Annotated in this window: 19 protein-coding genes; 9 read left to right on the top strand and 10 right to left on the bottom strand. The window is 68.3% G+C overall.

Annotation, left to right across the window (positions count from 1 at the left end; translation table 11 throughout):
• The first annotated feature begins 283 nt into the window (after window positions 1-283).
• A complete protein-coding gene (gene rpsA, locus AB0I35_RS26680; protein ID WP_067498011.1) occupies window positions 284-1,759 on the top strand; it encodes a 30S ribosomal protein S1 in 1,476 nt (491 codons plus the stop codon).
• Window positions 1,760-1,917: 158 nt separating this feature from the next.
• On the opposite strand, the gene AB0I35_RS26685 is transcribed toward rpsA, so the two are convergent.
• Complete coding sequence (locus AB0I35_RS26685) at window positions 1,918-2,133, bottom strand: hypothetical protein (protein WP_357399076.1); 216 nt, start codon at window positions 2,131-2,133, stop codon at window positions 1,918-1,920.
• A 149-nt stretch (window positions 2,134-2,282) separates the two neighbouring features.
• On the opposite strand from AB0I35_RS26685, the gene coaE reads away from it, so the two are divergent.
• Both coaE and AB0I35_RS26695 read left to right on the top strand, forming a co-directional pair.
• Complete coding sequence (gene coaE / locus AB0I35_RS26690) at window positions 2,283-3,488, top strand: dephospho-CoA kinase (protein WP_357399077.1); 1,206 nt, start codon at window positions 2,283-2,285, stop codon at window positions 3,486-3,488.
• Between the two features lie 120 nt (window positions 3,489-3,608).
• On the top strand, window positions 3,609-4,031 hold the full coding sequence (locus tag AB0I35_RS26695; protein ID WP_181697694.1) for a hypothetical protein: 423 nt from the start codon (window positions 3,609-3,611) through the stop codon (window positions 4,029-4,031).
• Between the two features lie 51 nt (window positions 4,032-4,082).
• Here AB0I35_RS26695 and AB0I35_RS26700 read toward each other — a convergent pair whose 3' ends face one another.
• Window positions 4,083-4,607, bottom strand: coding sequence for a DUF402 domain-containing protein (locus AB0I35_RS26700; RefSeq protein ID WP_357399079.1), 525 nt, complete (start codon window positions 4,605-4,607; stop codon window positions 4,083-4,085).
• A 90-nt stretch (window positions 4,608-4,697) separates the two neighbouring features.
• Here AB0I35_RS26700 and uvrB point away from each other — a divergent pair, with 90 nt between their 5' ends.
• On the top strand, window positions 4,698-6,878 hold the full coding sequence (gene uvrB / locus AB0I35_RS26705) for an excinuclease ABC subunit UvrB (RefSeq protein ID WP_357399081.1): 2,181 nt from the start codon (window positions 4,698-4,700) through the stop codon (window positions 6,876-6,878).
• A gap of 173 nt (window positions 6,879-7,051) precedes the next feature.
• Here the strand turns inward: uvrB and AB0I35_RS26710 are convergent, their stop codons facing one another.
• Window positions 7,052-7,519 (bottom strand): VOC family protein, encoded by a 468-nt coding sequence (locus tag AB0I35_RS26710; RefSeq protein WP_357399082.1) that lies wholly within the window; start codon window positions 7,517-7,519, stop codon window positions 7,052-7,054.
• 56 nt (window positions 7,520-7,575) lie between these two features.
• On the opposite strand from AB0I35_RS26710, the gene AB0I35_RS26715 reads away from it, so the two are divergent.
• Together AB0I35_RS26715 and AB0I35_RS26720 are read left to right on the top strand one after the other, a co-directional pair.
• Window positions 7,576-8,409, top strand: a complete 834-nt coding sequence (locus AB0I35_RS26715) for a helix-turn-helix transcriptional regulator (protein WP_357399084.1) — start codon at window positions 7,576-7,578, stop codon at window positions 8,407-8,409.
• Window positions 8,410-8,698: 289 nt separating this feature from the next.
• Window positions 8,699-9,151 carry a universal stress protein gene (locus AB0I35_RS26720; RefSeq protein ID WP_067498187.1) on the top strand — a complete coding sequence of 151 codons (453 nt, stop codon included), beginning with the start codon at window positions 8,699-8,701 and terminating at the stop codon, window positions 9,149-9,151.
• Between the two features lie 53 nt (window positions 9,152-9,204).
• Here AB0I35_RS26720 and AB0I35_RS26725 read toward each other — a convergent pair whose 3' ends face one another.
• Window positions 9,205-9,585 carry a cupin domain-containing protein gene (locus tag AB0I35_RS26725; protein WP_357399085.1) on the bottom strand — a complete coding sequence of 127 codons (381 nt, stop codon included), beginning with the start codon at window positions 9,583-9,585 and terminating at the stop codon, window positions 9,205-9,207.
• Between the two features lie 11 nt (window positions 9,586-9,596).
• On the bottom strand, window positions 9,597-11,030 hold the full coding sequence (locus AB0I35_RS26730; RefSeq protein ID WP_357399086.1) for an MFS transporter: 1,434 nt from the start codon (window positions 11,028-11,030) through the stop codon (window positions 9,597-9,599).
• 68 nt (window positions 11,031-11,098) lie between these two features.
• On the opposite strand from AB0I35_RS26730, the gene AB0I35_RS26735 reads away from it, so the two are divergent.
• A complete protein-coding gene (locus AB0I35_RS26735) occupies window positions 11,099-11,770 on the top strand; it encodes a TetR/AcrR family transcriptional regulator C-terminal domain-containing protein (protein ID WP_357399087.1) in 672 nt (223 codons plus the stop codon).
• Here the strand turns inward: AB0I35_RS26735 and AB0I35_RS26740 are convergent.
• Genes AB0I35_RS26740 through AB0I35_RS26750 form a run of 3 tightly spaced genes read right to left on the bottom strand, consistent with a single transcriptional unit; the run spans window position 11,765 to window position 15,769 of the window.
• The gene (locus tag AB0I35_RS26740) at window positions 11,765-14,062 is read right to left on the bottom strand and encodes a 3'-5' exonuclease (protein ID WP_357399088.1); all 2,298 of its coding nucleotides are present in this window, start codon (window positions 14,060-14,062) and stop codon (window positions 11,765-11,767) included. The genes AB0I35_RS26735 and AB0I35_RS26740 overlap by 6 nt on opposite strands.
• A 44-nt stretch (window positions 14,063-14,106) precedes the next feature.
• Window positions 14,107-14,445, bottom strand: a complete 339-nt coding sequence (locus AB0I35_RS26745) for an antibiotic biosynthesis monooxygenase (RefSeq protein ID WP_357399089.1) — start codon at window positions 14,443-14,445, stop codon at window positions 14,107-14,109.
• 13 nt (window positions 14,446-14,458) lie between these two features.
• Entirely contained in the window at window positions 14,459-15,769 is a 1,311-nt protein-coding gene (locus AB0I35_RS26750) for a diguanylate cyclase (protein WP_357399090.1), read from the bottom strand.
• Window positions 15,770-15,901: 132 nt separating this feature from the next.
• Between AB0I35_RS26750 and AB0I35_RS26755 the strand changes: the two genes are divergently transcribed.
• Window positions 15,902-17,047, top strand: coding sequence for a beta-ketoacyl synthase N-terminal-like domain-containing protein (locus AB0I35_RS26755; RefSeq protein ID WP_357399092.1), 1,146 nt, complete (start codon window positions 15,902-15,904; stop codon window positions 17,045-17,047).
• 3 nt (window positions 17,048-17,050) lie between these two features.
• Here the strand turns inward: AB0I35_RS26755 and AB0I35_RS26760 are convergent, their stop codons facing one another.
• Window positions 17,051-18,874: a GAF domain-containing sensor histidine kinase gene (locus tag AB0I35_RS26760; RefSeq protein ID WP_357399093.1), complete on the bottom strand. Its 1,824-nt coding sequence runs from the start codon at window positions 18,872-18,874 to the stop codon at window positions 17,051-17,053.
• A 134-nt stretch (window positions 18,875-19,008) separates the two neighbouring features.
• Here AB0I35_RS26760 and AB0I35_RS26765 point away from each other — a divergent pair, with 134 nt between their 5' ends.
• Entirely contained in the window at window positions 19,009-19,800 is a 792-nt protein-coding gene (locus tag AB0I35_RS26765; protein ID WP_357399094.1) for a sigma 54 modulation/S30EA ribosomal C-terminal domain-containing protein, read from the top strand.
• Between the two features lie 3 nt (window positions 19,801-19,803).
• Here AB0I35_RS26765 and AB0I35_RS26770 read toward each other — a convergent pair whose 3' ends face one another.
• The gene (locus AB0I35_RS26770; protein WP_357399095.1) at window positions 19,804-20,436 is read right to left on the bottom strand and encodes a response regulator transcription factor; all 633 of its coding nucleotides are present in this window, start codon (window positions 20,434-20,436) and stop codon (window positions 19,804-19,806) included.
• Between the last annotated feature and the right edge of the window lie 237 nt (window positions 20,437-20,673).

Raw genomic sequence — 20,673 nt, forward strand, 5'->3', positions numbered from 1 at the left:
ATCGGCGGGAACGGGGGGTGGTTTGCCCGGCTGGAACACCCTCGCGTACGCTGAGGCACGCGAGTGTCTTTCGAGGAACCTCTCACGAGGAACGCCGTGCGCCGGGGTTGATGCGTACAGTATCCGATGACGGAGTCGCCCGTGCTGAGTTTGATCAGCGGCAATGTCGGCGGTCCGTGCGATACTTGTTCGGTCCCTCGTCGCCTCGTCGCGGTGATCTCGCAGCGTACCGAAAGTTCCAATGTCCGCAACCGACCACAATCCGTCCGGAGCAAACCCACATATGCCCACCACCGTCACCTCGCCGCAGGTAGCCGTCAACGACATCGGCTCCGCCGAGGATTTCCTCGCCGCCATCGACGCCACGATCAAGTACTTCAACGATGGCGACATCGTCGAGGGAACCATCGTCAAGGTCGATCGTGACGAGGTCCTGCTCGACATCGGTTACAAGACCGAAGGCGTCATCCCCTCCCGTGAACTCTCCATCAAGCACGATGTCGACCCGAACGAGGTCGTTTCCGTGGGCGATGCGGTCGAGGCCCTGGTTCTCACCAAGGAGGACAAGGAAGGCCGCCTGATCCTGTCGAAGAAGCGGGCTCAGTACGAGCGCGCGTGGGGCACGATCGAGGAGCTCAAGGAGAAGGACGAGGCCGTCAAGGGCACCGTCATCGAGGTCGTCAAGGGCGGCCTGATCCTCGACATCGGTCTCCGTGGCTTCCTGCCCGCCTCGCTCGTCGAGATGCGTCGTGTCCGCGACCTCCAGCCGTACGTCGGCAAGGAGATCGAGGCCAAGATCATCGAGCTCGACAAGAACCGCAACAACGTGGTCCTGTCGCGTCGCGCCTGGCTCGAGCAGACCCAGTCCGAGGTCCGCAGCGAGTTCCTGCACCAGCTGCAGAAGGGCCAGGTCCGCAAGGGTGTGGTCTCCTCGATCGTCAACTTCGGTGCCTTCGTGGACCTGGGCGGCGTCGACGGCCTGGTGCACGTCTCCGAGCTGTCCTGGAAGCACATCGACCACCCGTCCGAGGTCGTCGAGGTCGGCAACGAGGTCACCGTCGAGGTTCTCGACGTCGACCTGGACCGCGAGCGCGTCTCCCTGTCGCTCAAGGCGACCCAGGAAGACCCGTGGCGTCAGTTCGCCCGGACCCACGCCATCGGCCAGATCGTGCCCGGCAAGGTCACCAAGCTGGTTCCCTTCGGTGCCTTCGTGCGCGTCGAAGAGGGCATCGAGGGCCTGGTGCACATCTCCGAGCTGGCCGAGCGCCACGTGGAGGTCCCGGACCAGGTCGTGGCCGTCGGCGACGACGCGATGGTCAAGGTCATCGACATCGACCTGGAGCGTCGCCGGATCTCGCTGTCGCTGAAGCAGGCGAACGAGGACTACCACGCCGAGTTCGACCCGTCGAAGTACGGCATGGCCGACAGCTACGACGAAGCGGGCAACTACATCTTCCCCGAGGGCTTCGATCCCGAGACCAACGAATGGCTCGAGGGCTTCGACAAGCAGCGGGAAGAGTGGGAAGGCCGCTACGCCGAGGCCGAGCGTCGCCACAAGATGCACACCGCTCAGATGGAGAAGATGGCCGCCGACGCGGCTGCCGAAGCCGCCGCCGGCGGTCCGGCCGCGGGCAACTACTCCTCCGAGAGCGGCAACGCCACGCAGGCCACCTCCGGTCCGGCCGAGTCCACCGGCGGTTCGCTCGCCAGTGACGCGCAGCTGGCGGCTCTGCGGGAGAAGCTCAGCGGTAACGCCTGAGTGAGCGGCAACGCCCGATTCGGGTAGAGCAACACTGTCGAAGGCCCCGGTCCACACGGACCGGGGCCTTCGGCCTGTTTCCGGCCCATTCGATCACCCGGGGCGTGCACGACAACGAGCCCACCCGTTCGCAACGGGTGGGCTCGGGTGGTCGGTGCTCAGTTCGCGGCGGCGGCGGGCACCCAGTAGGTGGCGCCCATACTGGTGCGCTTGCGCATCGCGGCGAAACTGTGTCTGGCGGGCGAGATCAGAGCGGTGAACCAGGACCGGCGATATTCGGCGAGAGTCGCTGCCACAGCAGGCAATTCAACGCAGTGCACACCGCCGGGCATGCCGAGGCGGTGGCGAGCCGTCCGGTGTTGTGTGGTGCCCATGATCATCCTTCGCTCGCTGGTGATTGGCCTTCTCGCCTGCGCGAAGGGTAGTCGACGCGACGCGCCCGGCCCCGGATTTGCCGCCGCCGCACATCGGCGTGTCGGGAGCACCTGCCCTGCTCCCGGCGTGGGGATGCGAGACTTGGCGCATGTTGCGGATCGGCCTCACCGGAGGCATGGGAGCGGGTAAGTCCACAGTGGCGCGGACCATGGTCGAGCTGGGGGCGGTGGTGATCGACTCCGATGCCATCGCCCGCGAGGTCGTCGCGCCGGGAACGCCGGGTCTGGCCGCGCTCGTCGCCGAGTTCGGTGACGCGATCCTGGCCGAGGACGGCAGCCTCGACCGGCCCGCGCTGGCGGCGGTGGCCTTCGCCGACGACGCCTCACGCGGCAAGCTCAACGCCATCACCCATCCGCTGGTCGGTGCCCGTACGGCCGAGCTCATCGGCGCCGCCCCCGCCGATGCCATTGTGGTGCAAGACATCCCGTTGCTGGTGGAGAACGGGCTCGCTCCGCTCATGCAGCTGGTGGTCGTGGTCGGCGCCGATGTGGAGACCCGGTTGCGCAGGCTGGTCGAACAGCGCGGTGTCGCCGAGGCCGACGCGCTGGCCAGGATCGCCGCGCAGGCCACCGACGAGCAGCGGCACGCCGTGGCCGACGTGTGGCTGGACAACAACGGCGCACCTGGCGCGGTCGAGGAGCAGGTGCGGGCGCTGTGGGAGCATCGGCTCGTCCCGTTCGAACGCAATCAGCGCGAAGGGGTGCGGACACGGGCGGAGTACCGGTTGGTGCCGCACGACCCGGAATGGGGTGCGCAGGCCCGCCGGATCATCGCCCGGCTGCACCTGGTGTGCGGTGCGGCGGCGGTGCGTATCGACCATGTCGGTTCCACGGCGGTGAGCGGGCTTCCCGCCAAGGACCTCATCGACATCCAGGTGACTGTGCCCGACCTGGAAACCGCTGACGCACTGGCAGATTCGCTGGCAGCCGCGGGATTCCCGCGCGCGGTCGGCATCACGCACGACAACCCGAAGCCCACGCCCGAGGATCCGGCGGGCACCGACGTTGACCTGTGGGCAAAACGCTTGCACGGCAACGCGGATCCCGGCCGACCGGCGAATATCCATCTGCGCGTGCAGGATTCGCCCGGCCAGCGGTTCGCGCTCGACTTCCGCGACTGGTTGCGGGCGGAGGAGGGCGTGCGGACGGAGTATCTGGAGATCAAGCGGACGGCCGAACGGACGGCGTCGGGGAAGTCGGGCGAGGCGGCGGGGGAGGCCTATTACGCGGTGAAGGAACCGTGGTTCGACGTGGTCTACCCGAGGGTCGGTGAGTGGGCTCGCGCCCGCGCGTAACCCCGCGTGGCATCTGTTAAACACAAATGTTTCAAAAACTGTCCGTAGTGGACGGCGTGCTGGTTACATTGTGGCGAGTCACTACCGGGTGACTCGATTCACAGGGAAGTTGTAGCGCGTATGACAACACATCACCGTCTCGGCCGTGCGGGCTTCGGCATCACCGCGTTCGGCGCTGTCGCCGCCACCATCGTGCTGGCCGCGCCACAGGCCTCGGCCTGGGTGGGCAACCTCAGCGTCGCGGGCACCGATCACAAGGTCGGGTGCAGCTACAAGCTGACAGCCAGCGTGGAGGTCGACAGGCTGACCTCGGTGAAGTTCACCGACAACGGCCGCGACATCGGCACGGTCTCCCCGTCGCTGCTCTCCGGCACGGTGAGCATGACCTGGAAGCCGACCACGACGGGCCAGCACAAGCTCGAGGCGCGGCAGCTGCTGATCAGCGACTCGATCACCGTGACCGTCGGTGAGGCGGCCGCGACCGGCAGCGCAGGCTGCGGCGGCGGCCTCGGCGACCTGCTCGGCAGCGGTTCGGCGGGCTGATCGATGGCGAAACCGCCCGCGACCTGTCCGGTCACGGGCGGTTTCGTCGTTTCAACGCCAGGTCAGGGTCATGCCCAGGGTGGCGAGCCACGCTTCGAGCGAGTACCCGTGCGCGGCGATCCCGTCGACCGCCGCGACCGCGTGTTCGATCGCCGCCTGAGCCTGTTCGGCATCGAGCAAGCCGTCGGTCCGCGCGGCGAGCAGCTCGTCGATGTCGACCAGGCGCACATCGCGGCCCGTGCGGACCAGCAGGTCCAGGTAGTGGTCCACCGAGCGCCACAGCGTCGGGGAGTCCCTGGCGAAGACGCCGACATCGACGTAGACGTCCTGCCACTGCTCGATGCCGGGGTTGTACCAGAGTTTGGACGCGCGCAGCGACAGACTCGGCAGCAGCCACGATTCCAGATAGTGGAAGCTGGCATGGTCGGAGTGCCGCCCCATGTAGAGGCCCCACGGCTCCTCCCGGTACACCTCGACCGGCCGCACGAAACCCTTCGGATCGGTATTGGTCTTGGCCGCTACGTCGAACAGCTCGATTTTGGGCGGGTGCACGTGCACGGTCGAGGCCTGGGTCATGTGCGCAGAATCTACCGGCACGCGGGCAGGTGTGCCGCTCGCTTTCGCGCCGGGACGAATCTGTCGGTGGCTGCGCCTAACCTGGTGTGCATGGCATTCGCAACCGAGATCCCGGCCGAAGGGTACGAAGAGCGGGGGCACCCGCTCGCGCATTCGGAGCACCGCCCGGTCGGTGAGATCGAGCGCAAGGGTGGCCGCTTCGAGGTGGTCAGCCCGCATCAGCCGGCAGGCGATCAGCCCGCCGCCATCGCCGAGCTCGAGCGCCGCATCAACGCGGGGGAGAAGGACGTGGTGCTGCTCGGTGCCACCGGCACCGGCAAGTCGGCGACCACCGCCTGGCTGATCGAGAAACTGCAGCGGCCCACCCTGATGCTCGCGCCGAACAAGACCCTGGCGGCCCAGCTGGCCAACGAACTGCGAGAGATGCTGCCGCACAACGCGGTCGAGTACTTCGTCTCGTACTACGACTACTACCAGCCCGAGGCCTACATCGCCCAGACCGACACCTACATCGAGAAGGACAGCTCGATCAACGACGACGTCGAGCGGCTGCGGCACTCGGCCACCTCCAGCCTGCTGTCGCGCCGCGATGTGGTGGTGGTCGCGTCGGTGTCGTGCATCTACGGTCTCGGTACGCCGCAGTCGTACCTGGACCGCTCGGTGCAGCTCGAGGTCGGCGGCGAGATCGACCGCGACGCGCTGCTGCGGCTGCTGGTCGACGTGCAGTACACCCGCAACGATATGGCGTTCACGCGTGGGTCGTTCCGGGTGCGTGGCGACACCGTCGAGATCATCCCCTCCTACGAGGAGCTCGCGGTCCGCATCGAGTTCTTCGGCGACGAGATCGAGGCGCTGTACTACCTGCACCCGCTCACCGGCGATGTGGTCCGGCAGGTCGACTCGTTGCGCATCTTCCCCGCCACCCACTACGTGGCGGGCCCGGAGCGCATGGAGAAGGCCGTCGCCGCCATCGAGGAGGAGCTGGCCGCCCGCTTGGCCGAGCTCGAGGGCCAGGGCAAACTGCTCGAGGCACAGCGCCTGCGCATGCGCACCGAATACGACCTGGAGATGATCCGCCAGGTCGGGTTCTGCTCGGGCATCGAGAACTATTCGCGTCACATCGACGGTCGCCCCGCCGGGTCGGCGCCCGCCACCCTGCTCGACTACTTCCCCGACGACTTCCTGCTGGTCATCGACGAATCCCATGTCACCGTCCCGCAGATCGGTGGCATGTACGAGGGGGATATGTCGCGCAAGCGCAACCTCGTCGAATTCGGGTTCCGGCTGCCCTCTGCGGTCGACAACCGGCCGCTCACCTGGGAAGAGTTCGCCGACCGGATCGGGCAGGCGGTGTACCTGTCGGCTACACCCGGGCCGTACGAGCTCGGCCAGGTGGGCGGTGAGGTCGTCGAACAGGTCATCCGCCCGACCGGTCTTGTCGACCCGCAGGTTGTGGTGAAACCGACCAAGGGCCAGATCGACGACCTCGTGCACGAGATCCGGCAGCGCACCGAACGCGACGAACGCGTGCTCGTCACCACGCTCACCAAGAAGATGGCCGAGGACCTCACCGACTACCTGCTCGGGCTCGGGGTCCGGGTGCGGTACCTGCACTCGGAGATCGACACACTGCGCCGCGTGGAACTGCTGCGCCAGCTGCGCCTCGGCGAGTACGACGTGCTCGTCGGCATCAACCTGCTGCGTGAGGGTCTCGACCTGCCCGAGGTTTCGCTGGTGGCGATTCTCGACGCCGACAAGGAGGGCTTCCTCCGGTCGAGCACCAGCCTCATCCAGACCATCGGCCGCGCGGCCCGCAACGTGTCGGGTGAAGTACACATGTACGCCGACAAGATCACCGATTCGATGCGCCACGCCATCGACGAGACCGACCGCCGCCGCGCCAAGCAGATCGCCTACAACGAAGCCAACGGCCTCGACCCGCAGCCGCTGCGCAAGAAGATCGCCGACATCCTCGACCAGGTGTATCTGGAGGCGGGCGACGAAGTGGCCGTCGGCGGTTCCGGCCGCAACGTCAGCCGTGGCAGGCGCGCCCAGGGCGAACCCGGCCGTGCGGTGAGCGCGGGCATCTACGCCGAACGCGACGTGAAGTCGATGCCGCGCGCCGAACTGGCCGACCTCGTCGCCTCCCTCACCGACCAGATGATGAACGCGGCCCGCGAACTGCAGTTCGAACTGGCGGGCCGGCTGCGCGACGAGATCGCAGACCTGAAGAAGGAACTGCGTGGGATGGACGCCGCGGGACTGAGCTGATGGTGGCTGATCTGTCCCACGGCCGAACCCGGCTGCCGACGCGGGGTTTCGGTACCATCCCGGCGGCCTGGGCTTCTTCGAGCGTGCGCCCGGTCCGGTGCCGCACCTGCGGGCGGCGAGACCTCATCCGGTCCCGCCGCCCGGGCGGTGTGGCACCGCCGGAACCCGTGTCGTTACGAGGACTCCGCCAGCCAGGCGGCGACGCGGCGGTCGGCCTCTTCGCGCGACACGTTCTCCACTCGCGTCATCACCGCCCACCGGTGGCCGAACGGGTCGACGACCACCGCGTACCGGTCCCCGGTGACGAAGGTCTGGATATCCTCCACGACCTTCGCGCCCCGGGCGACCGCCCGCGCGACGGCGTCGTCGACATCGGGACAGTAGTGCACGATCGAGGTGTGCACCCAGTCCAGTGGTGCGCGAACACTGTTGTCGGGCAGGGGAATTCCGAGCTGCATGGTGGAGTCGCCGATGAGCAGCTCCGCGTGGACGGCTTGTCCGTCGGGTCCGTCGGCCCGGCTGAGCAGCTTCGCGCCGAAGACCTCGGAGTAGAAGTCGATGGCCGCGTCACCGTCGGGCACGGCGAGGAAGCAGGTGATGGAGTGGTACCCCTCGGGGACAGGCGCTACCGGTTCGTTCATGAGACCGATCCTGCCGAACACGCGTCCGCCGGTCTTGTACGAACGCGACACCTCCGATGAACACCGATCTCGACGACGCCAAAGGCATTCTGCTGGCCCGGGAGCAGGCCAGGCACCGTTCCCTCACCCGACTGCCGGTCGGACCCGCGCTGGCCGAGTTCGCCGATCGATACTGGTCGGTGCGCTGGGATCTGCGTGGCCGCCCCAGTTTCCGCGCCGAGGTGCTGTCGTTTCCGTGTGTGAACGTCACCTTCGAACGCAGTACCACCCGCACCGGCGGATTCGTCACCGGCGTGTGCACCGCCAAGTACGTGCGTGACCTCGACGACGAGGGCGAGACCTTCGGAATCCGCTTCCGGCCCGGCGGTTTCGGTGCCTTCGCCGGCTGCGATGTCGGTGCCTTGCGCGACGCCTCGGCACCACTCACCCAGGTATTGCCCAAGGCCGCCGGACTGGCCGAGCGAGTCCTCGCCGAACCGTCCGACGAACGGCGTGTCGATATCGTCGAGGCGTTCTTCGCCGGTCGCGGCCGCACCGACGACCCTCAGCTGGCACTGGTGACGCGCATCGTCACCGCGATGGCCGAGGATGCGGAGTTGACCCGGGTGGACCAGGTGACCGAGCGGTTCGCGGTCCCCATACGCACCCTGCAACGGTTGTTCCGCCGCTATGTCGGGGCCGGGCCGAAATGGGTGCTGTGCCGGTTCCGGTTGCAGGACGCCGCCGATCTGCTCGAACGCACCGACCCCGATCTCGCGGCGTTGGCCGCCGATCTCGGCTATTTCGACCAAGCCCATTTCTGCCGGGAATTCACCGCACAGATCGGCATGTCGCCGAGCGAATACGCGCGCCGCGCCCGGGCTGTCCACGAGGCCGCCGCATCGCTGTGAACGGGCGCGGCGGCGGCGGTGTTGTGACGAAAATCCCAGGTGCGCACCGTCATTGATTGTATTGTGATTTCCCACAATTTCCCCGCCTCGACGTTCTGTCCGTGCAGGTGAATGCGGCTGCCGCAGCGGGAAATCGGCGCCATGTGACAAAGCGCGCCAACACTCGTGGTGTGATCTGTGGCGAATTGTCGATAAAACGGCCCGTTGTGGCGTTATGGTCGACGCAATTGCCGCGCCGATGCTCGATTCCCGGGTCGTTCGGCGCTGCACCGACCAAGTTGGAGGAGAGATGACCGCCTACCGGACCATTGTCGTCGGTACTGATGGCTCGGATTCGTCGTACGTCGCGGTGGAGAAGGCTGCGGCGCTCGCTGCCGACGCGGACGCGACTCTCGTGCTGGCCTGCGCCTACTTCCCGACCGATGATCGCGATGTCGCCGCGGCCGCCGATGTGCTCAAGGACGAGGCCTACCAGGTCCGTGGCTCGGCGCCGACCAACGAGATCCTGCACGTCGCCCGCGAGAAGGCGGTGGCCGCCGGTGCGAAGAACATCGTCGAGCGCGCCATCGTCGGCGAGCCGGTGGATTCCCTGCTCGAGCTGATCAAGGAGACCAAGGCCGACCTGCTCGTCGTCGGTAACCGTGGCCTCAACACCCTGACGGGCCGCCTGCTCGGCTCCGTCCCCTCGGACGTAGCCCGCAAGTCCCGCTCGGATGTCCTGATCGTGCACACCGTGCGGTAGATCGCACACCACAGCCGAGGGCGTCGCGCGATCGCGCGACGCCCTCGGCTGTTTCAGCGGTCCACAGGTTCTTGTCTCGTGCCGTCACGTCGGCCGATCGACATGATGTCGCACGGTTCGTCGAGTTCGATGCGGTGCCAGCGGCCGCGTGGGACGAGGAACGCTCGTCCGGCTGTGAGCGTGACGACGTGTTCGGGCTCGTCGGTGTTCTCGGGGCGCAGATACAACCGCAACGTGCCCTTCACACAGCACACCGCCTCGTCGCTGGTCGGATGCATCTCCCAGTGGTCGGCGTGGACATCGATGTCGGTTTCGACGTGGAAGGTGGCCAGCTGCCAGCCGTCCGTGCTCGCGGCCATCCGTCGTTCGCCGGAGGTGACCGCGCCGTCGGATCGGAAGCGCAGGGCACGGTCGAAGAGATCGATCGTCGACATGAATTTTCCTTTCATCGGGCGTTCGCGGTAATGCGTTCGCGGACAACGGTTTCGGTTCGTGGCGAGCGTGGTAGGACCAGGGTGGCGATCACCATCGCCGCACCGAACAGCAGCGCGCAGACGGCGAGGGCGAGGGCGTAGCCGTCGGTGAGCGCGACCGCATCGGTGCCGGAGCCGGTGCGGCCCGCCGCGAGGGTGGCCAGGGCGGCCACTCCGACGGCGCCGCCGAGCTGGCGAGCACTGTTGAAGGCCCCCGAGGCCATCCCGGCCTCGCGAGGAGCGACCGCGTTGACGGCGGCGGAGGCGACCGGAGCCAGACACAGGCCGAGTCCGAAACCGCCGACGAGTGAGGGGCCGAGGACGTCGGCGAGGAAACTGCCGTCGGGGCTGATGAGCGCGAACCAACCGATGCCGAGGGTGGTCAGCAGCGCGCCGACGATCAGCAAGGGCCGCGGGGACCGGTTCGCGCCGACGCGGGTGGCGACCAGCGTGCCGACGATCACGCACAGCGAGAACGGCACGAAAGCCGCCCCGGCGGCCCCCGCGCTCAGATGCAGAACCTGCTGCAGATACAGCGAGACCAGATAGAACGCCGAGAACTGGCCCGCGGCCGCGCACAGAACGAACAGATTGCCGCCGAGCACCCATCGGTTCCCGAACAGCCCGAGGCGAAGCAGTGGATCGCGCACGCGCCGTTCGATCGTCACGAACGCCGCCAGTAGGACGGCGGCCCCCGCCAACATGCCGGCGGTCGGGGCCGAGAACCAGCCGTAGTGGTCGGTGCGGATCACACCGGTCACCAGCAGGCCGACACCGCCGGTCGCCGTGATCGCGCCGAGAATGTCGAGGCGAGCGGGGGTTTCGACCCGTCGGTCCGCGGGCACACCGGCGGCCGTGGCCAGCAACGCGATCGCGACGATCGGGAGATTGACCAGCATCACCCAGCGCCAGTCGGCGTATTCGGTGAGCACCCCGCCCACGAGCACGCCGAGCGCGCCGCCTGCGGCATTGACCCCGCCCCACACGCCGAGGGCCCGGACCCGCCCGGGGCCTTCGGGAAACGCTGTAGTGAGAGTGGCGAGCGCGGCGGGTGCGACGGCGGCCGCCGCGATGCCCTGCACGGCGCGCGCGGTTACCAGCTGCCAGGGTGCCTGGGCGAGTCCACCTGCGAGAGAGGCGATTCCGAAGACGACCAGGCCCGCCGTGAACAACCGGCGCCGGCCGTACAGGTCGCACGCCTTGCCGCCGAGCAGGAGGAAGCCGCCGAAGGTCAGCGCGTAGATGTGCACGACCCAGGCCAGATCGAGCGGTGCGAAACCGAGGGCGTCCCCGATCGAGGGCAGCGCGACATTCACGACGGCCATGTCGAGCGCGACCATGAACTGTGCGACGGCGACGGCGGTGAGGACGGCACCGGAGCGCGGTGGTGACGAGTTTTTATACATGTATAAAAACTAACCCGGCGACCGACCCGTGTCCAGAGCTGTCCTAGGCCGTGGGTAAAGATGGAGCTATGGCCACCTCCTCCTCGTCCTCTTCGCGCACCGGACGACCGGCACGGCTCTCGCGGGCGGAGATAGTGACCGCTGCCCACGCGGTGATCGATACCGACGGGGTCGAGAAGCTGACGATGCGCAGGCTGGCCACCGAACTCGGCTGCACGCCGATGGCGCTGTATCACCACGTCCGTGACAAGGACGCGCTACTGCGGCTACTTCTCGACGACTACGCCGACCAGGTCGAATGGCCGGAACTGCCCGAGGACCCCAGGCAGCGAATCCTGGTCGCCGCCACGGCGATGCACGACGTACTCGCTGCCCGGCCCTGGGTGGTCGAGGTACTCGTCGACGGAGATCTGTTCGGGCGCTCGGCACTGTGGTTTCCCGAGACCATCATCGACGCCGGGGTCGCGGCGGGGCTGTCGCTGGACCGGGCGGCCGACGCGTATCGTGCCGTCTGGCACTACACCGCGGGCGAGCTGATCATCTCCGCCCGTTCGCGCCGTCGCGCGGCGAAAGGGCCGACCTACCGCGCCGAGGTATTCGCGAACCTGGACGCCGACACGACGCCGCGACTGGCCGAAATCGGTTCTCGCTGGACCGATTTCGACGCGAACGACGCCTACGGCGCGGGTCTGGCCGCGCTGGTCGACGGACTGCTGTCCGCGCCCCGCGCCTGGTCATGAGAGCGCGGACAACACCTCGGGCAGATCCTCGGTGTGCACCACCGACAGCCGCTGGGTGGCGCGGGTGAGGGCGACGTAGAGGTCGTTGAGACCGCGCGGCGACTCCTTCACGATGGCCTGTGGTTCCACCAGGTAGACCCGGTCGAACTCCAGGCCCTTGGCGTCGTGCACCGTGAGGACCTGTACCGATTCGCCTGCCAGCATGGATAATTCGGGGACGAGAGCGGCGGGGGCGAGGACGGCGGCGGTGCCGGGTGCCTGCTCGGCGGCGATCAGCCGAGCCAGTTCGTCTGTCACTTCCGCAGGCGAAACGCGATGTGCGCGTGGGGGATTGCCGGTTTCGCGGACCGAGCGCGGAGCTTGGGCGGTGGGGTCGATGGCGGTGAGGACGTCGGCGGCTACCGCCATGATCTCGGCGGGTGTGCGGTAGTTGACCGTGAGTTCGGTGAGCTTCCAGCGTTTGGCCACATAGGGTTCCAGCACGCGCTGCCACGACGACGCGCCCGCCGGGTCGCCGGTCTGGGCCACGTCGCCGACGACGGTGATCCAGCGATTCGGGATGCGGCGCATCACCATTCGCCACGCCATCTCCGACAGCTCCTGCGCCTCGTCGACGATCACGTGCCCGTAGGTCCAGGTGCGGTCGCCCGCGGCGCGTTCGGCCGTGGTCTGCCGGTTGCCGAACTCCTGGCGTTGGGCAAGCTGGGAGGCGTCGATCAGGTCGTAGGCCATGAGGATCTCGGGGTCGAGTTCGTCCTCGATGTCCTGGGGCGCGGAACCGGTGAGGATGTCGAGCGCGTCCTGGGCCTCGGCCAGCTGGGCGCGCCACCGGCGGCGGGCCCGTTCGCGCTCCTCGGTGTCGTCCACGCCGAGCAGTTCGGCGAGTTCGTCGAGCAGCGGTGCGTCGGCGGCGGAGAACGTGCCGTCGTCGGGGCGGACGAGTTCGGCGCGGTCCTCGGGGCTCAGCGACTTGGCGGCGCGGTCGAGCCGGGCCGGGTCGGCGAGCAGATCGGCGAGGACCTCCTGGGGCGAGAGCACCGGCCACAGCGCGCTGATCGCGGCCTGTACCTGCGGGTCGGCGCGCATCTCGTCGCCGATCTCGCTCAGATCGGCCGAGCTGAGCAGGCTGGTGCCGCCGGACAGATCGGCGCCCATCGTCGCGGCCAGCTGATCGGTGAGCGCGTCGATCACCGACGAGGCGAAGATCGGCCGCGCGAGATTGTGCGGGCGGCGCGAAGACCGAGCCCGGCCACGCGCCCGGGTCGCGATCTTGCGGTCCAGCAGCACCGGGTAGCCGTCGAAGGTGAGCCGCACCGGTTCGGCGGGCACTTCCTGCCGGTCGCGCACCGCCTGCTTGAGCACCTCGAGCATGTCGAGCGAACCCTTGATCTCACCCGCGCGCAGCGAATCCTCGCGGACCGCCTTCACCCCCGGATACAGGTCACCGATGGTGGACAGCAGCACACCGGTCTCACCGAGTGAGGGCAGCACCTGTCCGATGTAGTCGAGGAAGGTGGCGTTCGGGCCGATGATGAGCACACCGCTCTTGGCCAGCTGCTGGCGGAAGGTGTAGAGCAGGTAGGCGGCCCGGTGCAGCGCCACCGCCGTCTTGCCGGTGCCGGGCCCACCCTGCACCACGAGCACACTCTTGTGCTCGGAGCGGATGATCGCGTCCTGTTCGCTCTGGATCGTCTCGACGATGTCGTTCATGTGCCCGGTGCGGGCCGCGTTCAGCGCGGCGAGCAGGGCGCTCTCGCCGCCCACGCCGTCGTCGGTACCCACCGCGCCGTCGCGTTCGGCGGCGCCGAGGTCGAGGTACTCGTCGTTGATCGCGGTGACCGTGCGGTTGCGCGAGCGGATGTGACGGCGGCGGACCACGTCCTCGGGATTGGCAGTAGTCGCCAGGTAGAACGGGCGCGCCAGGGGAGCTCGCCAGTCCAGGAGCAGCGGCTCGTAGTCGTTGTCCTCGTCGAGGATGCCGAGGCGCCCGATGTAGCGGGCGGCGTCCTCGGTGGCGTCCAGGTCGATGCGGCCGAAGCACAAACCGTGCTCGGCGGCGTCGTATTTGGCCAGGTCCTCGCTGTAGAGCGCGGTGAACGACTCACGTTCGCTGCGTGCCTGCGGCGTCCCGCCCGCTTCCAGCAGGACAGTCTTGAGCCGGTTCTGCGCGTAGTCGCGCATGGCGTCGAGGCGGTCGTAGAGCACCGTGAGGTACTGCTGTTCCTGTTCGATCTCGCGGCCGCGCCCGCCCTGGTCGGTGGTTGCGCGGTCGTCGGCGAGGCGGTCGGGCAAAACAGGACTCCTTTGTCACCGCGTTGAGAACAGAGTTGTCGAGTCTACTTGTCCCCGGACGGCAGCGCGCCCGTCGCGGGGAAGACTTCGTCACCGGTCACCGGCGTGAAGTGCTCGACCACCGGGAAAGGCTCATAGAAGTGATGTAACAGCGCACGCCAGCGCTGATATTCCGGCGACCCACGAAACCCCTCGGTGTGATCGCTCAGCCGCGCCCACCGCACCAGCAGCAGATAGGTGTCGGGCCGCTCTACGCACCGTGACAACGACAGCCCGCCGAAGCCGGGCATACCGGCGATGATCGGGTAGGCCTGCGCGAAGGCCGCTTCGAAGGCGGCGGCGGAACCCGGACGGACAGGCAGCAGGGCGTGTTCGACGATCACGCCGACCAGTTTGTCAGGACGCGTGCGTGGTGTGGTTGCGGCGACCGGAGGGCTTGTCGCGGTACATGGCCAGATCGGCGTCGTGCAGCACGGCTTCGGGGGTCCGGCGCTCGTGTGGACCGAGTTCGGTGACGCCGATCGAGGCGCTGACTTCCAGACGATGCCCGCTCGCGATGATCGGCTCGGCCATGGTGACGCGCAACCGTTCGATCAGACGCGGCAGATCGGTGCGCTGCGGGTGCCCGGCGAGCAGCACGAGGAACTCGTCCCCACCGAGCCTGCCGACCAAGTCCTCGGTGCGCAGTGCGCGTTGCAGCCGCTGGGCGACGATCTGCAGGACCGTGTCGCCGATGGCGTGGCCGAGAGTGTCGTTGATCGCCTTGAAACCGTCGAGATCGATGAACAGCACGGTGGTGACCAGGGCCCCGCCCTCGTCGGCCAGTGCCGCCGACAACTGCGACAGGATCAGCGACCGGTTCGCCAGTCCGGTCAGCGCGTCGTGGGTGGCCTGGTACTCGAGCTGCATCTTGCTTGCCCGGTATTCGGTGACATCGGCGAACGACGACACCCCCGCCGAGTCCGGGCTGTCGGGATTGAGCAGCCGGCAGTTGCACGACAGCCACACCTGCTGGCCGTCGGCCCGGCGCACCCCGAACACGAACCGTGTCACCGGTTCGCCGGTCGTCAACGTGTGCGCCATCGGATGCCTGCCCACGGGCAGCGGCTGACCCTCCCAGTCGATCATCGTGACGGGCAGCTCGTCGAACCGCGCGCCGAGGACCGGTGCGGAGTCGGCGATGCCGAGGATGCGCCTGCCCGCCGGGTTGATCGATTCGAGCCTGCCCCGCCGGTCGACGACCAGCACACCCTCCTCGAGCTGGGAGACCACGGTGGTGAAGTACGCCTCGGCCTGCCGTGCGGAGGCCTCGGCGGCCCGCTGCGCGGTCAGATCGTGCACCACCACCTGATAGGCCAGCTCGCCCTGCCAGGCCGTGAGCACCGACACCGTCTGCACGGGTACCTTCCGCCCGTCGATGCGCACCAGGTCCATTTCGGTCGGCGGTGACGCCGCGCCCTCGGCGGTGAGCTGGGCGATCCGGTCGAGCATCGCCGGAATGGAGTCGGGATGCACGAAATGGGTGATCCGCAATCCGAGCAGGTCCTCGGCCGTGTGCGCACCGAGCAGTCGCACCATCGCCGGATTCACGTAGACGATGACGCCCGCCTCGTGCACGCAGATGGCATCGGGGGTGTGCTCGACCAGCGAGCGGTACCGCTGGGCGAGCAGCTCGGCGTTCGCCGCGTCGGTGTCGGTTTGTCTCACTGCGATACCCCCGATCTCGGCCTGGTCTTCGGATGACGCACCGGACTATCGTGGTGACCCTCGACGAGATCCGCGAGGAGCGACGTGAGACCGGAAGGACGTCCCGGCGGCATGGCCCACCGAGTCGATTCTATGTCGATCGGTGGTATCGGTGTGGTCTCCGGCTACGGCTGGGGCCGTGAACAATTGTTTCAGGGGGTGCTGGGGGGAAAACCGGCCGCTGGTTTGTATCCGGGTTACGGGCCGGGACGTGACGAGCACGCCTGGGTCGGCCGGATTCCGGACGGCGGCGACCCGGCGCACGGTCGCGGATTGTTCGGGCGCGCCGTGGTCGCCTCGGCTGCCGAGGCTGTCGCCGACGCCCGCGCGCGTGGCTGGCGCGACGAGGGCCGAACGGTCGGCCTCGTGCACGCCATCACCCTCGGCGACGTGGCCGACTGGCGCGATTTCTACCTGCGCGACGGCGGGCACCGCCGCTCCCGCGACTACCTGCCGATGCTGCCCTCGACCCCCATCTCGGTGGTGATGCAGCAGTACGGCTTCCACGGCCCGGCCATGAACGTGTCGGCGGCGTGCAGTTCGGGCAATGTTGCCGTGCTCACGGCGCGGCAGTGGCGCGACGTGGGCCTGGTGGACGACGTGCTGTGCGTGAGCACCGACCTGTCGGCCACCCCGGAGATGCTCGAGCATTTCGTCGGGATGGGCGCGGCCGTGTCCGATGTGGACCCGTTCACCGCGTGCCGCCCGTTCCAGGAGGGCAGCCTGGGGTTCGTGATGGCGGAGGCGTCGGTGGCGGTGCTGCTCACCGACGCGGTGGATCAGCCTTACGCGCGGGTGCTCGGGGGTGCCATGAACAACGACGCCTACCATGTGGTCTCGGTCGAGCCGACGCACGAGCAGTACCTGGAATGCGTCCGGAAAGCATTGCGCGACAGTGGGGTAGCGGCATCGGAGGTGAACTACGTGAACGCCCACGGCACCGGTACCCGCCAGTGCGACGCCGCCGAACGCGACGTGCTCACCACCGTTTTCGACGACCAACCGTCGATCATCTCGGTCAAGCCGCTCACCGGTCACTGCCAGGGTGCCGCGGCAGCCGTCGAACTGGCGTTGATCGCGCTGTCCTACGACACCGGCGTCGTCGCGTCGGCACCGATCGTCGCGCCCGCGCATCCGCGATTGCTCGACGGGCCGACGCCGATGCGCGGTGGTCTCACCGTGAATCTGTCGATGGGGATGGGCGGCAACAACTCCGCCCTCGTCGTCGGTCCGGCCTGAGGTTCAGTCCTCGCCCGCCTCCGGCCCGCCCGCCAGGGCGAAACCGCCGGTGGTCGGTTGGTCCTGCGGGAGCGGAACCGCCCAGCGCAGTCGCGTGCCCGGCATCTCCGAGTGCTCGCCGTCGGCGTCGGCTCGCATCGCCGGCGCGATCTGGAACCGGCCGCCCGCCTCCAGTGCGCGCTGCTCGAGATTGCGCAGCCCGCTGCGGATGACGTGATTCGGGATGCCCCACCCGTTGTCGCTCACGGTGATCGTGAGATCGTCGGCCACCTCGATCACGATGGCCACGGTGTCGGCGCCGGAGTGGCGCACCGCGTTGCTCACCGCCTCGCGCACAACGGCTTCGGCGTGATCGGCCAGTTGCGGGTCGAGCACCGAGAGCGGACCCGATACCTGGATGGTCGCGCGCATCGCGATGTCGGCGGTCTGGCGCCGGATCGCGAGTTCGAGCCGCTGTTGCAGCCCCTCGCTGTGGCCCGAACCGCTGGCGTGCAGGTCGAAGATGGAGGTGCGGATCTCCTGGACCACCTCCTGCAGATCCATGATCACCGTCGAAAGACGTTGCCGCACTTCGGGAACCACCGCCTTGGGCATGGTGGCCTGCACGGTGAGGCCGATCGCGAACAGGCGCTGGATCACATGATCGTGCAGGTCGCGGGCGATGCGGTCGCGGTCGGCGACGATATCGAGCTCACGCATCCGCCGTTGCGCGTCGGCCAGGCGCACCGCCAGCGCCGCCTGATCACAGAACGCGGCGGTGAGCTCGAGCATCTCGTCGGAATAGGGCGCGAAGCCGGGCGGGCGGATGGTCACCAACACACCGAGCGTGGCGTCGGGTGTGCACAGCGGAAGGACGAGAGCCGGTCCGGCACCGGGCAATTCGGCGACCGGGAAGTCCACGCCGAGGACGACCTCGGACACGTCGTCGAAGCGCAGCGGTGTGCGCCTGCTGAAGGCGTCGCCGAGTACCGTGCCCGCGATCGGGATCGTCTGCCAGTCCTGGCCCGCGTCGGGGCCGGTCCACTGCGTGACCACCAATTCGCCGACCTCGCCGGGGGATTCGTCGGGCACCGGCACCGAGGCCAGAAACGCCTGGTGCGAACCGGTCAGCCCGCGGGCGTGATCGACCACGTGGGCGAGCACTCGGTCGGACTCGGTGCCTGCCAGGAATTCGGTGGCGATGTCGCGCGTCGCCTCGATCCAGGCCTGTCTGGTGCGCGCCTGCTCGTAGAGGCGCGCGTTGTCGACCGCGATGCCCGCCGCCGCGGCAAGGGCGAGGACGAGCACCTCGTCCTCCTCGGTGAACGGTTGCCCGTCGGACTTCTCCGTCAGGTACAGGCTGCCGAACACCTCGTCCCGGATGCGCACGGGGACACCGAGAAACGAGTGCATCGGCGGGTGGCCGGGCGGGAATCCCACCGACGACTCGTGCTCGGTGAGATCGTCGAGCCGCAGCGGTGCCTTCTCCGCGAACACGGCACCGAGCACACCGCGGCCCGCCGGTAATCGCCCGATCCGGTCGCGGATGTGTTCGGGCATACCCTCATCGATGAACTGCGCGACCTGCTGACCGTGCCCGCGGACCGCGAGCGCGCCGTAGCGGGCATCGACCAGGTTCATCGCCGTGCGCACCATGGTGCGCAGGGTTTCGTCGAGATCGAGGCCCGCGGTGACCGTGAGCATGGCCTCGACCAGGCCGTCCATCCGGTCGCGTGAGCCGATCATCACCTCGACCCGGTCGGCCACCTCGCCGAGCAGGGCGCGCAGGCGCTGCTGAGACGCGGTGCGGCCCGCCGAATAGCGGCCGCTCCGACCGTCATTCGCCATCGCCGTATCCCGTCGCCGCCCGCCTTCGTACCGAGTAAGGAGAAGTCTAGTCCTCGAGGTTGGGGACTTTCGGCCCTTCTACCGCACCGCGCACAGTGGTGGCATAGGGCAGCGGGGGGACGCCGGATCGAGAAGTGGGGCAAGAGATGTATTCGTTGTCGAGCACCCAGCACTGGACTACCGCCGCCGACCCCGAGCTCGCGGTGACCACCCGTGGCGAGGTACCGGCTCAAGACGTCACCCGCGCGGTGCGTGCCATCACCCGCGTGATGCGGCGCCATCATCTCGACAGTCCGGCCCGGGTGCGCGTCACCGCTCCGCGCGCGAACGACGAGCCGACCCTCGTGCAGGCCAATATCCGCACCAACGACACCCTCACCCGTGTGCAGGTCACCGGGCCGGGCGGGTTCGCGGTGACGTTCGCCGCCGAACGTCTGGATCGCCAGCTGGCGCGCCGAGCGGGTAAGGAGGCACGTGGCGCCTGGCCCGACCCGGCCCGCCGCCCGCTGGCCCAGGTCACCGAGACCCGCCCGATCATCCGCCGTAAGGACTGCGCGCTGATGACCGGTACCCCGCTGGAGGCCAGCACCGTCCTGGACGCGATGGATTACGACGCGTATCTGTTCACCGATGCCGATACCGGCGAAGACGCCATCGTCACCTGGGCCGACCCGCACGGCGTGCGCCTGGCCCGCCAGCACCGCACCGTCGCCGCGGGCGACTCGGCGCACCTGCCGCTCACCGCCAGCGCCATGCCGGTGCGGGTGGTGCAGGACGCGGCCCCCGTCTACGCCGAGGACGAGGCATCGGATGTGCTGTGCCGTGGCGGCCTGCCGTATCTGTTCTTCACCGACAGTCACAGCGGCCGGGGCAACCTGCTCTACCGCCGCTACGACGGGGACCTGACCATCGTCGTCCCGTCCTGATTTCTACGGTTCGCGCAGCTTGGTCGCCAGGACCGCGGCCTGGGTGCGGCGTTCGACGCCGAGTTTGGCCAGCAGGCGCGAGACGTAGTTCTTGACCGTCTTCTCGGCCAGGAACATGCGCGCGGCGATCTGACGATTGGTCAGCCCCTCGCCGAGGAGTTCCAGCAGCCGCCGTTCCTGGTCGGTCAGGCCGGCGAGGGGACCGGTCGGTTCGGTGCTGCGGCGCAGCCGGGCGCGCAACGCGTCGGCCGCACGGGTGTCGAGCAGGGAGTGGCCGGCGCCGACCTGCTTGATCGCGTCGGCCAGCTTCATCCCGTCGATGTTCTTCACCACATATCCGCTGGCGCCGGCCAGAATGGCGTCGAGCATGGCGTGCTCGTCGGAGAACGAGGTGAGGATCAGGCAGCGCAGGTCCTCGAACTCGGCCAGCAGATTGCGGCACAGCTCGATGCCGTTGCCGTCGGGTAATCGGACATCGAGCACCGCCACATCGGGCCGGGCCTCCCGTATCCGCACCATCGCCTCGGCCACGCCACCTGCCTGACCGATCACAGTGAGTTCAGGATCACCCTCGAGCAGGTCGATCAACCCACGCCGCACGATCTCGTGGTCGTCGACCAGAAACACCTCGAGCACGGCGGCCCCTCCATCACGTAGAACGTCCCCCCCGTTCGGTCCAACATAATCCGCCCGCCCGAATCCTGTGCAGAGACAGACAATCACCCACCCAAATCCAGTGCACAGACAGCAAACTCGCTCACCCAAGTCCGCCATGACCGCATTCCCAACCCCGCACGACCCGACCTCGAGGAGGGTCCGCCGCGAAGCGGCGTAGCGGCCCGGCCGCGCGAACAGCGCTCGAAGCGCATGCGC

Origin of the sequence: Nocardia sp. NPDC050378, from assembly GCF_040655675.1 — a bacterium.
Classification (GTDB): Bacteria; Actinomycetota; Actinomycetes; order Mycobacteriales; family Mycobacteriaceae; genus Nocardia; species Nocardia coubleae.